Raw genomic sequence first — 14,447 nt, 5'->3', positions numbered from 1 at the left:
GCTGTTTCGATGTTCGACTCCGTGCGCGACGACCTGCGCGCCACCCTCGACGAGATCCGCGCCGCGGGCCTGCACAAGCCCGAGCGCGTGATCGGCACCCCGCAGTCCGCGACCGTGAACGTCACCGCGGGCGGCCGCCCTGGTGAGGTCCTCAACTTCTGCGCCAACAACTACCTCGGCCTGGCCGACCACCCCGAGGTGATCGCCGCCGCCCACGACGCCCTCGACCGATGGGGCTACGGCATGGCCTCCGTGCGCTTCATCTGCGGCACGCAGGAGGTGCACAAGGAGCTGGAGGCGCGGCTGTCGGCGTTCCTCGGCCAGGAGGACACGATCCTGTACTCCTCCTGCTTCGACGCCAACGGCGGCGTCTTCGAGACCCTCCTCGGCCCCGAGGACGCGGTCATCTCCGACGCCCTCAACCACGCCTCGATCATCGACGGCATCCGGCTGTCCAAGGCCCGCCGCTTCCGCTACGCCAACCGCGATCTCGCCGACCTGGAACGGCAGTTGAAGGAGTCCATCGAAGGGGGCGCGCGCCGCCGACTGATCGTCACCGACGGCGTCTTCTCCATGGACGGCTACCTGGCGCCCCTCGCCGAGATCTGCGACCTCGCCGACCGCTACGACGCCATGGTCATGGTCGACGACTCGCACGCCGTCGGCTTCGTCGGCCCCGGCGGGCGCGGCACCCCCGAGCTGCACGGCGTCATGGACCGCGTCGACATCATCACCGGCACCCTCGGCAAGGCCCTCGGCGGCGCCTCCGGCGGCTATGTCGCCGCCCGCGCCGAGATCGTCGCCCTGCTGCGCCAGCGCTCGCGGCCGTACCTCTTCTCGAACACCCTGGCGCCCGTGATCGCCGCGGCCTCGCTGAAGGTGCTCGACCTGCTGGAGTCGGCGGACGACCTGCGTGTCCGCCTCAACGAGAACACGGCCCTGTTCCGGCGCCGGATGACCGAGGAAGGCTTCGACATCCTCCCCGGCAGCCACGCCATCGCACCGGTGATGATCGGCGACGCGGCGCAGGCGGGCCGCATGGCGGAGCTGCTGCTGGAGCGCGGCGTGTACGTGATCGGCTTCTCGTACCCCGTCGTGCCGCAGGGCCAGGCCCGTATTCGGGTGCAGCTGTCCGCCGCGCACTCCACCGAGGACGTGAACCGGGCCGTGGACGCCTTCGTGGCCGCCCGCGCGGAGCTGGCCGCCTGACCTGAGAGAATCGATCCCATGATCGAGGCGCGGCGGCTCCACATCCTCCGTGCGGTGGCCGACCACCGCACGGTGACGGCGGCTGCCGCCGCGCTGTATCTCACGCCCTCGGCGGTCTCGCAGCAGCTGACCGCGCTGGAGCAGGAGACCGGCCACCGCCTGGTCGAGCGCGGCGCCAAGGGCGTACGGCTCACCCCGGCCGGCGAGATCCTGCTCAGCCACACCAATGCGGTCCTGGCCCAGCTGGAGCGGGCCGAGGCCGAGCTCGCCGCGTACAGCTCGGGCGCGGCCGGTACGGTCACCGTGGCCTCCTTCGCGACCGGCATCGCCCAGGTCGTCGCCCCGGCCGTGGCCCGCCTCGCCGAGTCGGCGCCCGGCATCCGGATCCGCGTCCAGGACGCCGAGGGCGACGCCAGCCTGCCAATGGTCCTGGACAGGCAGGTCGATGTCGCCGTCGCCGTCGAGTACCGCGGGGCCCCGCCCGCCGACGACCCGCGGCTGGCGCACGTCCCGCTGTACGCCGAGCCCTTCGACGCGGTCGTCCCGGTCAGCCACCGGCTCGCCGACGCCGACGAGGTGCCGCTGGCGGAGCTGGCCAAGGACGCGTGGATCGGCCCGTACCCGGGCAACCCCTGCCACGACGTGGTCGTCCTGGCCTGCGAGAGCGCCGGTTTCCAGCCCCGTCTCGAACACTCCTCGGACGACTTCCGCGCGGTCGTGGCGCTGGCCTCGGCGGACGTGGGCGTCGCGCTCGTGCCCCGCTCGGCGCTGCGCGGCATGGATCTGACCGGCGTGGTCGTCCGTCCGGTCGACGGGGTGGCACCCACCCGCCGGGTCTTCGCGGCCGTACGCCGCGGGGCCGAGGAGCACCCGCTGATCCGCCCGGTGCTGGACGCCCTGCGCGCGGCCGCTCTCGGCGAGTCCGCCGAAGGGTAGGGGAGCCGGCCGCGGGCCGAAAGCAGTGCCCAGGGGGATCCGCTCGAAGCGTGTGATGCGGGCCATGCCGGCGCTGGAGCGGACGCTGGCGGGCTTCGGCGGCCGGGAATGATCGTTGCGCATCTGGGATATCGTCCCGGATATGAAACAGCAGGAGACTCAGGCCGGGCCCGATCCCGTCGACGCCCTGCTCGGCGCCCGGCTGGCCGAGCTGCGCACCGAACGCGGCTGGTCGCTGGGTGAGCTGGCCGAGCGCAGCGGGATCAGCAAGTCCACCCTGTCCCGGGCCGAACGCGCGGAGACCAGCCCCACCGCCTCGCTGCTGAACCGCCTGTGCGCGGTCTACGGACGGACCATGTCCCAGCTGCTCAGCGAGGTCGAGGCGGAACCCGCGCGCGTGGTGCGGGCCGCCGACCAGCAGGTGTGGGAGGACCGGGCCTCCGGTTTCGTACGGCGTTCGGTGTCCCCGCCGCACGCCGGGCTGCGCGGCGAACTCGTCGAGGGCCGCCTCGCCCCTGGCGCCGACATCGCCTACGACCGCCCGCCGGTCCCCGGCCTCGAACAGCACCTCTGGATCCTGGAAGGGGAACTCGACGTGACGGACGGGAAGACCGAGCACCACCTGGACACGGGCGACTGTCTGCGGATGCGGGTGTGGGGGCCGACCCGGTTCCGCTGCGCCGGGAGCCGGGAGGCGCGCTATGTCCTGGCGGTGGTGCTGCCGTGATCGTCACCCGTCTGGACACGGAACAACTCCTGGACCGGGTCGAGGAGTTGGCCGGGCTGCTGGTCGACACCGTGGACGGGGGAGCGTCGGTCGGATTCCTCGCCCCGCTCGACCTCGCCGAGGCCGCCGCATGGTGGAAGGAGCGTGCCACAGCGGCGGCGGCCGGGCAGCTGGCCGTCTGGGCGGCGCTCGACGGCGACCGGCTGGTCGGCACCGTCAGCCTGGCCTTCCCCGACAAGCCCAACAGCGGCCACCGCGCCGAACTGGTCAAGCTGATGGTCCACCGGGACGCCCGCGGACGCGGCCTCGGCCGGACGCTCCTGACCACCGCCGAGGAGGCGGCCAGGGCCGCGCGGATCACCCTCCTCCACCTGGACACCGAGACCGACAGCCCCGCCGAGCACCTCTACGGCAGTGCCGGCTGGACCCGGGTCGGTGTGATCCCCGACTACGCGGCGGACCCGGGCGGGGTGCTGCGGGGGACGACGCTCTACTACAAGCGGCTGGTCAGCGCGGGCTGACCCGCACCTGGCCGACGCCGGGCAGCGAGCGCGGCGGCTCGGCGGTGACCCAGGCGAACTCCAGGGCTGCCAGGGTGGCACCGCCGTCGGTCCACACCAGCAGTTCACCGACGTACTCGCCGGAGGCGTCCTGGACGTGGGCGTCGACGGGCACCAGCGCGGAGGGCATCGCCGCATGCGGCACAGGCTCGCGAACCCGCAGATCGACGCTCACGGACCCCGGCGCCCAGGAGGCCACGACCTCCGTCCGGTCCAGCTGGCCGCGCAGCTCCGCCGCCCCGGCGAAGTCGGCCGACAGGACGTGTTCAAGGAGGGCCCGCTCGGCGGTGCTCAACGGGCGCGGAGGGACGCGCAGACGGGACATGCGTTCATGATCCCAGGGCGGGCGGTCGGTTCGGCCGTGACCGCAGGTCCGAGAGGCGGGACGGCTCGAACGGTGACTGTCAGTGGGAGCGGCTACGGTGCGTGCCATGCAGGATGCCGAAGACGTACGCCGTATTGCCCTGTCCCTGCCGGACACGTCGGAGAAGATCGCCTGGAGCATGCCCACGTTCCGGGTCGCGGGGAAGATGTTCGCGACGCTGCCCGAGGACGAGAGCTCCATCGCGGTGCGCTGCCCCAAGGAGGAGCGCGACGAGCTGGTGCTGGCCGAGCCGGGGAAGTTCTGGATCGCCGAGCACGAAGCGCAGTTCGCGTGGGTTCGGGTCCGCCTCGGCGCGCTGGAGGACGAGGGGGAGCTGAGGGACATCCTCGCCGACTCCTGGCGGCAGGCGGCGCCCACCCGACTCCTCGACTCCTACCCGGAGTTGGGGCTTCCGGCCGCCGAGTGAAAACCCCTCGGGCGTTGTCAGTGCCGAGTGGCATGATCCGGAGACGAACGTGGCGGCTGGGATGGAGGGGATCCCGGCTGCCGTAGGACGCAGGTGTGCGGAAGCCGGGCGGGCAGGGGGGCCGTTGAAGCAGTCGCCGAAGGGGCAGTCCGTCTGGTCACGCGACTTCGCGCTGTTCTTCGTCGCCCGTGCCGTCGCCCGGCTCGGCGACACCATGCTGCCGGTGGCCCTCGCCGCAGGGCTGCTCCAGCACGGCCACGGCGCGGGCGCGGTCGGCCTCGCCATGGCCGCGACGGCCGCCGCCTTCGCCGGGTTCGTCGTGTTCGGCGGGGTCTTCGCCGACCGGTTCAACACCCGCAGGCTGATGATCGGCGCCGACCTGGTGCGGCTGGGCACCCAGGCGCTGGCCGCCGCCCTGTTCTTCAGCGGTCACGTCGTCCTGTGGGAGATCTGCGCGATCGGCTTCGTCAACGGCGTCGCGGGAGCCCTGTTCCAGCCCGGCGTCGCCAGTACGACCCCCCGGCTCGCCTCCGACGTCCAGGGCGCCAACGGCGCCATACGCATCGCCGAGTCCGCCGCCCAGCTCGCGGGCCCCGCCTTCGCCGGCCTCCTGGTCGGCCTTGCCGAACCGGCCGGCGTGTTCGCGGCCCACGCGGCCACGTACGCGGTCAGCGCCCTGTGCCTCCTGCTGCTCCGCCTGCCCCCGCTCACCCCCGGCAGCGCAGCGAAGCCCCGCGGGGCGAGCACCTTCCGGGCCGATCTGGTCGAGGGCTGGCGGGAGTTCAGGTCGCGCACCTGGATGTGGGGCGTCATTGCCGTCTGGTGCCTCTACATGCTCGCCGTGTGGGGACCGACCCTCCCGCTGGTGGCGGCCGAGGTGGTCCGGGAGCACGGCCCCGGCGCCTACGGCCTGATCAACTCCGCCCTCGGCGCCGGCACGGTCGTCGGTGGCCTCCTCGCCCTCCGGCTGCGCCCCCGCCGTATGCTGCGCGCCGGTGCGAGCGGCCTCTTCGCCTTCGTCGGGTTCCCGGTGACCGTCGGGCTCGGCCTCGACGTACCGGCGATGGCGGCCGGGGCCGCCGTCGCCGGCGCCGGCATGGCGTTCTGGAGCGTGATGTGGGCGACCAGCGTGCAGACGCAGGTCCCACCGGACGTCCTGAATCGCATCCACGCCTACGAGGTGGCCGGCTCCCTCGCCATGATGCCCGTCGGCCAGGCCCTGTCCGGCCCGGCCGCCTCGGCCTTCGGCGCCGGGCACGTGCTCGTCGTCGCCGGCGTGATGAGCCTGGTCGTCGCCGGCACGCTGCTCTCGGTGGGGGCGATACGCAACCTGGAGCGCGCCGACGCACCGGCGACGGGATCGAAGCCGGCCGAGGGAGAGGAGCGGGCGCGTCCGAGCGGTACGGCCGACGTCGGCGGGGCGCGCCAGGACTGAGCGCCGAACGGCATCGGACCGTCGGCGCCGAACAAACCGGTGCGCGACCACGGACCCGAGTGCGGTATTGTTTCCGTGTTCGTTCGGCCAGGGGAAAGCCCAGGTCAGACGGCACCGGGACGTGGCGCAGCTTGGTAGCGCACTTGACTGGGGGTCAAGGGGTCGCAGGTTCAAATCCTGTCGTCCCGACGGTGCGAAGGGTCCTCACAGGTAACCACCTGTGAGGGCCCTTTTTCGTATACGCCCGATTCGAATCCGACAGAGCAGCGGCCTTGACAGGAGGTCGTGCGTTGGGCTTCCTTGGATGCGTTGCGTATAGAGATACGGTTGCGCAATAGGCAACTCAGCCCGCTGTGATTCCCCTACACCTCGGAGTAGCGCTTCACATGACTCGCAAGGCACCTGCTGAAGATCCCGGCGACGCCCGCCTGCGGGTCGGCCCCCCGAAGGAGTACGCCGCCGGCATCCCCGCGGTCACCTCGTCGCTGCGGCACGCCGGCGAGCAGATGGGGACCCGCCGCAGCCTGCTCACCCTCCTCCAGGTCAACCAGAAGGAGGGCTTCGACTGCCCCGGGTGCGCCTGGCCGGAGCCGGAGCACCGGCACCGGGCGGAGTTCTGCGAGAACGGGGCCAAGGCGGTGGCCGAGGAAGCCACCCTCCGCCGGGTCACCCCGGACTTCTTCGCCGAGCACACCCTGGAGGACCTGCTCCCTCGCAGCGACTACTGGCTCGGACAGCAGGGGCGCCTCACCCACCCCATGTACCGCCCGGCGGGCAGCGACCGCTACCGGCCGATCTCCTGGGACGATGCGTTCGCCGTGGTCGCCCGTGAACTCGCCGCGCTCGACAACCCGGATCAGGCCGCCTTCTACACCTCCGGACGGGCCAGCAACGAGGCCGCGTTCGCCTATCAGCTCCTCGCCCGGGGCTTCGGCACCAACAACCTGCCGGACTGCTCCAACATGTGTCACGAGTCGAGCGGTTCGGCCCTCACGGAGACCATCGGCATCGGCAAGGGCAGCGTCAGCCTCGACGACCTCTACGAGGCCGACCTCATCCTCGTCGTGGGCCAGAACCCGGGCACCAACCACCCCCGCATGCTCTCCGCGCTGGAGGAGGCCAAGCAGCGAGGCGCTCGCATCATCGCCGTCAACCCGCTGCCCGAGGCCGGGTTGCTCCGGTTCAAGAACCCCCAGCGGCCCTCCGGCATCATCGGCGGCGGCACCCGGCTTGCCGACCGGTTCCTCCAGATCAGGCTGGGCGGGGACCAGGCGTTGTTCCAGGCCTTCAACCGCATGCTGCTGGAGGCGGAGGACGAGGCCCCCGGCACCTGCCTGGACACGTCCTTCATCGACCGGTACACCCATGGCTTCCAGGAGTTCGCCGAGCATGCCCGCAAGGCGTCGTGGGACGAGATCCTGGAGGCGACCGGTCTGCCCGAGGAGGAGATCAGGGCCGCGTTCCGCCAGGTACTGGCCGCCGGGAAGATTGTCGTGTGCTGGGCGATGGGACTCACCCAGCACCGGCACTCCGTGCCCACCATCCGCGACGTCGTCAACTTCCTTCTGCTGCGTGGCAACATCGGCCGTCCGGGCGCCGGCCTCTGCCCGGTGCGCGGCCACTCCAACGTGCAGGGCGACCGGACGATGGGCATCTACGAGAAGCCGGACGACGCGTTCCTCGACGCGCTCGGCGCCGAGTTCGCGTTCACGCCCCCGCGGCACCACGGTCATGACGCCGTGGAGACGATCCGCGCCATGCGCGACGGCGAGGTCCGGGTCTTTGTGGCGCTGGGCGGCAACTTCGTCGCCGCGGCCCCGGACACCGAGCTGACCGAGCGGGCGTTGCGCAACTGCCGCCTGACCGTCCAGATCTCGACCAAGCTCAATCGCTCGCACGTCATCGCCGGGCAGCAGGCGCTCATCCTCCCGTGCCTCGGACGCACCGAGGCCGACCTGCGGCCGAGCGGACCGCAGCAGGTGACGGTCGAGGACTCCATGGGCATGGTGCACCTCTCGCAGGGACGGCTCGCCCCCGCCTCCGAGCACCTGCTGAGCGAGACCGCGATCATCTGCCGGATGGCACGGGCCACCCTCGCGGACGCGGACGCGCAGGTGCCGTGGGAGGAGTTCGAGGCGGACTACGGCCGCATCCGTGACCGCATCGAACGGGTGATCCCCGGCTTCGAGGACTTCAACACCCGGGTACGGCAGCCGGGCGGTTTCGCCCTGCCCCACCCGCCCCGTGACGAACGACGGTTCACGACGGCCACCGGCCTGGCCAACTTCAGCGTGAACCCACTGGAGTTCCCGCGCGCGCCGGAAGGCCGTCTGCTGCTGCAGACGCTGCGTTCGCACGACCAGTACAACACCACCGTCTACGGCCTTGACGACCGCTATCGCGGGATCCACCAGGGGCGCAGGGTGCTCTTCGTGCACCAGGACGACCTCGCCGCCCGCGGTCTGGCCGACGGCGACCTCGTCGACATCGTCAGCGAGTACGAGGACGGGGTGGAGCGCAGGGCGTATGCCTTCCGGGTGGTGCCGTACTCGACCCCCCGGGGCTGCTGCGCCGCCTACTTCCCCGAGACCAATGTCCTGGTACCGCTGGACTCCACGGCAGCCGTCAGCAACACCCCGACGTCCAAGTCCGTCGTCGTACGGCTGGAGCCGGTCGCTGCGGACGCGCAGTCCAGTGCGCCACCGACCGCCGGGACGTCTCGGTGCTGACCCCTCCACCTCCCCTGCCGTCTGCGGAAAGGACGAGCTGATGAACAAGACCCGCGAACGGAACGGGAGCCGAAGTCGTCCCGCCGGGGCGGATCTGCCAGGAGGTCCGGCGGCATCCGTCGGCCCCCGGACCGACCCGGTCGTCTTCGGCGTCGCCGCGCTCCTCACCCTGGCCTTCGTGGTGTGGGGGGCCACGGCCACCGACACGCTGGAGAGCATGTCCGGGAAGCTGCTGGACGGGACCATCCGCAACGGCGGCTGGGCGTTCATCCTCGCCGCCTCGGGCTTCGTCGTCTTCGCCCTCTGGCTGTCGATGAGCCGCTACGGTCGGATCACGCTGGGCCGGGAGGGCGAGCAGCCCGAGTTCCGCACCGTCTCGTGGATCGCCATGATGTTCAGCGCGGGCATGGGTATCGGCCTGATGTTCTACGGCGTGAGCGAACCACTGTCACACTTCACCACGCCACCACCGGGCACCGACCCGGCCGATGCTCCCCAGGCCATGGAGACCGCCATGGCCACCACCCTCTTTCACTGGACCCTCCATCCATGGGCGATGTACGCGGTGGTGGGCCTGGCCATCGCCTACAGCACCTTCCGGCGTGGACGCCGGCAGCTGATCAGTGCCGTGTTCACCCCACTGATCGGCGAGGGCCGGGCGAACGGCTGGGGCGGCCGGGTCATCGACATCCTCGCCATCTTCGCCACCCTCTTCGGTTCGGCGGCCTCCCTGGGGCTCGGCGCCCTGCAGATCCGCAGCGGCATCACCGAACTGGGCTGGATGGGATCCGTCGGCACCGGCTTGCTGGTCGTGGTGATAGCGGTGCTGACCATGGCGTTCGTCGCCTCCGCGGTGTCCGGTATCGCCAAGGGCATCCAGTGGCTGTCCAATATCAACATGGTGTTGGCGCTCGCCCTGGCGCTCTTCGTGTTCGTCGCGGGGCCGGCCGTCCTCGTCCTCGACCTGCTGCCCACCTCCATCGGTGCCTACCTGGGCGACCTGGCGCAGATGGCGGGACGCACCGAGGCCTCAAGCGGTGAGGGAGTCGCCGACTGGCTGGCCGGATGGACGGTCTTCTACTGGGCCTGGTGGATCTCCTGGACGCCGTTCGTCGGCATGTTCATCGCGCGCATCAGTCGTGGCCGGACCATCCGGCAGTTCGTGGGCGGGGTCATCCTGGTGCCCAGCACGGTCAGTCTGCTGTGGTTCGCGATCTTCGGCGGCTCGGCGATGCACCTGCAGGACGAAGGGCGCCTGGGCGACGCCACGACACCCCAGGGACAGCTCTTCGACGTGCTCCAGCAGTACCCGATCGCCACGGTGACGAGCGTGGTGGTGATGATCCTCGTCGGGATCTTCTTCGTCTCCGGCGCCGACGCCGCCTCGATCGTGATGGGGACGCTCTCGCAGCGCGGATCCCTGGAACCGACCCGAACCGTCGTGGTGTTCTGGGGTGTGCTGACCGGGGCGGTCGCCGCCGTCATGCTGCTCATCGGCGACGGCAAGGGCGACGCGCTCACCGGGCTGCAGAACCTCACGATTCTCGCCGCGGCCCCCTTCACCGTGGTGATGGTCGGCCTGTGTGTCGCGCTCACCCGCGATCTGCGCAGTGATCCGCTGATCATCCGCGGTCGGGAGTGCAAGGAAGCCATCGAGACGGCCGTCATCGCCGGTCACGAGAAGTACGACGGCGACTTCGAACTCCGCATCGGCCCGGCCGTGTCCAACGACGGCACGGAGTCCACGCAGTCCGTATCCTCCTCCGCCCGCTGAAATCGGCGGGACCCGCGCCCGGCGGGGCCGTGGCACCGACAGGTGTGGTCACGGCCCCGTCGGGCGTTCGCGCTGTTGCGCCGCGATGCCGTCCCCCTGAGGGAAGCAACCTCCGTCGACGCCTTGACCTCCGGTCGGCGCTCCACGATGCTGTGTTGCGATAGATGAGATGCGTGCCGTAATAAGCAACATCTGATTCAAGTCTCGATCAGCCGAGGAGTGGCCATGACGCACCAGGTCCGTGCTGTCGTCGCGCGGGGCAAGGGCGCCCCCGTCAGCCTGGAAACGATCATCGTGCCGGACCCGGGTCCGGGTGAGGCGCTGGTGAAGATCGAGGCCTGCGGGGTCTGCCACACCGATCTGCACTATCGCGAGGGCGGCATCAACGACGACTTCCCGTTCCTGCTGGGCCACGAGGCCGCGGGTGTCGTGGAGTCGGTGGGGGAGGGGGTCACCGATGTCGCCCCCGGTGACTTCGTCATCCTCAACTGGCGTGCCGTGTGCGGCCAGTGCCGGGCCTGTCGGCGCGGACGGCCCTGGTACTGCTTCAACACGCACAACGCGAAGCAGAAGATGACCCTGCTCGACGGCACCGAGCTGTCGCCGGCCCTGGGCATCGGCGCGTTCGCGGAGAAGACGCTGGTCGCGGCCGGACAGTGCACGAAGGTCGACCGGACGGCGTCCGCGGCCGCCGCCGGACTGCTGGGCTGCGGCGTGATGGCCGGCATCGGCGCCGCCATCAACACCGGGAACGTCGGCCGGGGCGACTCGGTCGCCGTCATCGGCTGCGGCGGTGTCGGCGCCGCGGCGATCACGGGGGCGAATCTGGCGGGCGCCGCGAAGGTCATCGCGGTCGACATCGACGACCGCAAGCTGGCGACCGCGCAGAAGCTGGGCGCCACTCACACCGTCAACTCCAAGGACGCCGACGCGGTCGAGGCGATCCGTGAGCTGACCGGCGGCTTCGGCGCCGATGTCGTCATCGAGGCGGTCGGCCGCCCGGAGACGTACCAGCAGGCCTTCTACGCCCGCGACCTCGCCGGCACGGTCGTCCTGGTGGGCGTGCCGACCCCGGAGATGAAGCTGGAGCTGCCGCTGCTGGACGTGTTCGGGCGCGGCGGCGCACTGAAGTCCTCCTGGTACGGCGACTGCCTGCCCTCGCGTGACTTCCCGATGCTCATCGACCTCTATCTGCAGGGGCGGCTGGACCTGGACGCCTTCGTCACCGAGACCATCGCACTGGACGAGGTGGAGAAGGCCTTCGAGCGGATGCACCACGGCGACGTGCTGCGCTCGGTGGTGGTGCTCTGATGGCCGCCCGCATCGAGCACCTCGTCACCTCGGGCACGTTCTCGCTGGACGGCGGTACGTGGGACGTCGACAACAACGTGTGGATCGTCGGCGACGACACCGAGGCGATCGTCATCGACGCCGCGCATGACGCCGAGGCGATCGCCCGGGCCGTCGGCGGGCGCACCCTGCGCGCCATCGTCTGCACGCACGCCCACAACGACCACATCGACGCCGCGCCCGAACTCGCCGCCCGCACGGGCGCCCCGGTGCTCCTGCATCCGGACGACCTGCCGCTGTGGAAGCAGACCCACCCCGACAGGGCGCCCGACGCCGAACTCGCCGACGGCCAGGGCCTCGTCGTGGCCGGCATCGAGCTGACCGTGCTGCACACCCCCGGCCATGCCCCCGGAGCGGTCTGCCTGTACGCGCCGGCCCTGACCGCGCTCTTCAGCGGGGACACGCTGTTCGCCGGTGGGCCGGGGGCGACAGGAAGGTCGTACAGCCACTTCCCGACCATCGTCGAGTCGATCCGGGACCGGCTGCTGACGCTGCCGGGGGAGACCGTCGTGCACACCGGGCACGGCGGGACGACGACGGTCGCGGCCGAGGCGCCGCACCTCCAGGAGTGGATCGACCGCGGCTTCTGACTCTCCCCGAGGGGATGACGTGTGGCGCCCGTTCCGCCTGTTCGTGCAGGTGGTTCGGGCGCTTCGGGCTGCCCGGGGGCCGGGCGGCAGGCCTGTCCGAACGAGGTCTTTTGACGCCTTGACAACGCTTCTGGGCGGCCCCCAGACTGACGTTGCGCTTACCGCAATCCGTTTCGTTATACGCACCGAGGTGTCATGATGATTCCCGCGTGCCGTCTCGCGGATCTCCCGCGAGGCGAGGCCCACCGGCTCGACATCGATCCGCCGGTCTCGGTGTTCCACACCGACGACGGCGAACTCTTCGCCATTGACGACACCTGCACCCACCAGGACGCCTCGCTCGCTGACGGCTGGCTGGAGGGCTGCGAGGTCGAATGCCCGCTGCACGCCTCGAAGTTCGACCTGAGGACCGGTGCGGTCGACGCCCCGCCGGCCAAGCTCCCGGTGCGGACGCACGAGGTCGTGGTCGAGGACGGCATGATCTACGTCCGGCTGTCCACGGCGGCGCCCAACCTGCCGCCCTGCATCTCGGCCCGGCTCGCCGGAGGGCCCGCGTGAGGACCGTCGCCGTGGTCGGCGCCTCCCTGGCCGGCCTGTCGGCGGCGCGCTCACTGCGCAAGCAGGGCTACGACGGGCGACTGGTCGTCATCGGCGACGAGCTCCACCGCCCGTACGACAGGCCCCCGTTGTCCAAGGAGTTCCTGGCCGGCACCCTCGGCGAGGCCGAACTCGCCCTGGAGACCGACGACGAGGACCTGGGGGCGGAGTGGCTGCTCGGCACCCGTGCCGTCGGACTCGACCACGCCGGCCGTGTCGTCCGGCTCGCCGACGGACGTGAGGTGCGCGCCGACGGCTTCGTCCTCGCGACCGGCGCCGCGGCACGCACCCTGCCCGGGTCCGCCGGGCTCGCCGGAGTGCACACCCTGCGCACCCTGGACGACGCCCGTGCCCTGCGCGACGAACTGGCCCGCGGCGGACGGCTGGTGGTGATCGGCGGCGGCTTCATCGGAGCCGAGGTCGCCTCCACCGCGTACGCCCTCGGGCTCGATGTGACCGTCGTCGAGGCGGCCCCGACACCGCTCGCAGGGCCGCTCGGCGAGACCATGGGCGCCCTCGTCTCCGCCCTCCACGCCGACCACGGCGTACGGCTGGTGTGCGGTGTGGGCGTCAAGGGGCTGAGCGGGGAGACGCGCGTGGCCGCCGTTCTGCTGGAGGACGGCCGCAGCATCCCCGCCGACGTCGTCGTGGTCGGTGTGGGCGCAAGTCCGTGCGTCGAGTGGCTGGAAGGCTCCGGCATCGCGCTCGACAACGGCGTCAAGTGCGGCGCGGACGGCCGCACCAGCCTGGCCGGCGTGGTCGCGGTCGGCGACTGCGCCAACTGGTACGACCCGCGCGCGGGCGTCCATCGTCGCGTCGAGCACTGGACCGGTGCGCGCGAGCGGCCCGACGCCGCCGTCGCCACCCTGCTGGCGCAGGGCGCGGTGGAACCGGGTGTGCCCCGGCCGCCGTACTTCTGGTCCGACCAGTACGGCGTGAAGATCCAGTTCGTCGGTCACGCGTCCGGCGCGGACAGTGTGACCGTCGAGGCGGGCGCCGCGGACGACCGCGACGTCCTGGCCGTCTACCGGCGGGCCGGGAACCCGGTCGCCGTGCTCGGGATGAACCAGCCGCGGCTGTTCATGCGCTGGCGCAAGCAACTCGCCGCCACCGCATCTTGACACCTGACCCCTCCACGACGTTTCCCGAGGAGTGCACCGTGACCTCGACCAGCCTGCCGGACAGTCTGATCGCCACCCTCCCCGGCTCCTCCTACACGGACCCGGGGATCTTCGCCCAGGAGCAGGAGCGCATATTCGAGGCGATGTGGTTCTGCGTCGCGCGCGCCTCCGAGCTGGCGAAGCCCGGTGCCTTCCGCACCGTCGACGTCGGCCGCGAGAGCATCCTCGTCACCCGGGCGCGCGACCACTCGATCCGTGCGTACTTCAACGTGTGCCGGCATCGCGGGGCCAAGCTGTGCACCGAGGAGTCCGGCGAGGTCAAGCGGGCCTTCCAGTGCCCGTACCACGCCTGGACCTACGACCTGAACGGCAAGCTCGTCGCGGCGCCCAATCTCACCAAGATGCCCGACGTCGGGCGCACCGAGTACGGCCTGGTGAGCGTGGCCGTGCGGGAGTGGCTCGGCTATGTCTGGGTGTGCCTGGCGGAGAACCCGCCCTCCTTCGAGGAGGACGTCATCGGGGAGGTCGTCGCCCGCCTCGGCGACGTCGAGTCGATCGAGCGCTACGGCATCGAGGACCTCAAGCTGGGCCGCCGTATCACCTACGACGTGAAGGCGAACTGGAAGCT

Annotated in this window: 14 protein-coding genes and 1 tRNA gene; 14 read left to right on the top strand and 1 reads right to left on the bottom strand. The window is 71.2% G+C overall.

What is annotated here, in order from left to right; all coding sequences use genetic code 11:
• The first annotated feature begins 9 nt into the window (after nt 1-9).
• The 4 genes from AB0Q90_RS20420 to AB0Q90_RS20405 all read left to right on the top strand — a co-directional run bounded on the left by AB0Q90_RS20420 (nt 10) and on the right by AB0Q90_RS20405 (nt 3,393).
• Entirely contained in the window at nt 10-1,209 is a 1,200-nt protein-coding gene (locus AB0Q90_RS20420) for a glycine C-acetyltransferase (RefSeq protein WP_363160067.1), read from the top strand.
• 18 nt (nt 1,210-1,227) lie between these two features.
• Nucleotides 1,228-2,145 (top strand): LysR family transcriptional regulator, encoded by a 918-nt coding sequence (locus tag AB0Q90_RS20415; protein ID WP_363160068.1) that lies wholly within the window; start codon nt 1,228-1,230, stop codon nt 2,143-2,145.
• Between the two features lie 142 nt (nt 2,146-2,287).
• Nucleotides 2,288-2,872: an XRE family transcriptional regulator gene (locus tag AB0Q90_RS20410; protein ID WP_363160069.1), complete on the top strand. Its 585-nt coding sequence runs from the start codon at nt 2,288-2,290 to the stop codon at nt 2,870-2,872.
• Entirely contained in the window at nt 2,869-3,393 is a 525-nt protein-coding gene (locus AB0Q90_RS20405; protein ID WP_363160070.1) for a GNAT family N-acetyltransferase, read from the top strand. Before AB0Q90_RS20410 ends, AB0Q90_RS20405 begins: the two co-directional genes overlap by 4 nt.
• On the opposite strand, the gene AB0Q90_RS20400 is transcribed toward AB0Q90_RS20405, so the two are convergent.
• Nucleotides 3,380-3,757: a hypothetical protein gene (locus AB0Q90_RS20400; protein ID WP_363160071.1), complete on the bottom strand. Its 378-nt coding sequence runs from the start codon at nt 3,755-3,757 to the stop codon at nt 3,380-3,382. The genes AB0Q90_RS20405 and AB0Q90_RS20400 overlap by 14 nt on opposite strands.
• 106 nt (nt 3,758-3,863) lie before the next feature.
• Between AB0Q90_RS20400 and AB0Q90_RS20395 the strand changes: the two genes are divergently transcribed.
• The 10 genes from AB0Q90_RS20395 to AB0Q90_RS20350 form a co-directional block, all read left to right on the top strand.
• Nucleotides 3,864-4,223, top strand: coding sequence for an MmcQ/YjbR family DNA-binding protein (locus tag AB0Q90_RS20395; RefSeq protein WP_363160072.1), 360 nt, complete (start codon nt 3,864-3,866; stop codon nt 4,221-4,223).
• Between the two features lie 61 nt (nt 4,224-4,284).
• The gene (locus AB0Q90_RS20390) at nt 4,285-5,658 is read left to right on the top strand and encodes an MFS transporter (protein ID WP_363160090.1); all 1,374 of its coding nucleotides are present in this window, start codon (nt 4,285-4,287) and stop codon (nt 5,656-5,658) included.
• A gap of 115 nt (nt 5,659-5,773) precedes the next feature.
• Nucleotides 5,774-5,847: transfer RNA gene (locus AB0Q90_RS20385), tRNA-Pro, on the top strand.
• A 197-nt stretch (nt 5,848-6,044) separates the two neighbouring features.
• Complete coding sequence (locus AB0Q90_RS20380; protein WP_363160073.1) at nt 6,045-8,387, top strand: FdhF/YdeP family oxidoreductase; 2,343 nt, start codon at nt 6,045-6,047, stop codon at nt 8,385-8,387.
• Nucleotides 8,388-8,427: 40 nt separating this feature from the next.
• Nucleotides 8,428-10,161, top strand: coding sequence for a BCCT family transporter (locus AB0Q90_RS20375; protein ID WP_363160074.1), 1,734 nt, complete (start codon nt 8,428-8,430; stop codon nt 10,159-10,161).
• 225 nt (nt 10,162-10,386) lie between these two features.
• The gene (locus AB0Q90_RS20370; RefSeq protein ID WP_363160075.1) at nt 10,387-11,472 is read left to right on the top strand and encodes an S-(hydroxymethyl)mycothiol dehydrogenase; all 1,086 of its coding nucleotides are present in this window, start codon (nt 10,387-10,389) and stop codon (nt 11,470-11,472) included.
• Nucleotides 11,472-12,101 carry an MBL fold metallo-hydrolase gene (locus tag AB0Q90_RS20365; RefSeq protein WP_363160076.1) on the top strand — a complete coding sequence of 210 codons (630 nt, stop codon included), beginning with the start codon at nt 11,472-11,474 and terminating at the stop codon, nt 12,099-12,101. The genes AB0Q90_RS20370 and AB0Q90_RS20365 overlap by 1 nt, the downstream gene beginning before the upstream one ends.
• A 195-nt stretch (nt 12,102-12,296) precedes the next feature.
• A complete protein-coding gene (locus AB0Q90_RS20360; RefSeq protein WP_363160077.1) occupies nt 12,297-12,659 on the top strand; it encodes a bifunctional 3-phenylpropionate/cinnamic acid dioxygenase ferredoxin subunit in 363 nt (120 codons plus the stop codon).
• The gene (locus tag AB0Q90_RS20355) at nt 12,656-13,819 is read left to right on the top strand and encodes an FAD-dependent oxidoreductase (RefSeq protein WP_363160078.1); all 1,164 of its coding nucleotides are present in this window, start codon (nt 12,656-12,658) and stop codon (nt 13,817-13,819) included. Before AB0Q90_RS20360 ends, AB0Q90_RS20355 begins: the two co-directional genes overlap by 4 nt.
• Before the next feature lie 38 nt (nt 13,820-13,857).
• Nucleotides 13,858-14,447, top strand: a 590-nt coding sequence (locus AB0Q90_RS20350; protein ID WP_363160079.1) for an aromatic ring-hydroxylating dioxygenase subunit alpha, incomplete at its 3' end; no start/stop codon positions are given.

The sequence above is a fragment of the Streptomyces sp. NPDC079141 genome (genome assembly GCF_040686775.1).
Taxonomy (GTDB): domain Bacteria; phylum Actinomycetota; class Actinomycetes; order Streptomycetales; family Streptomycetaceae; genus Streptomyces.
This window is presented reverse-complemented; position numbering and strand designations above follow the sequence as displayed.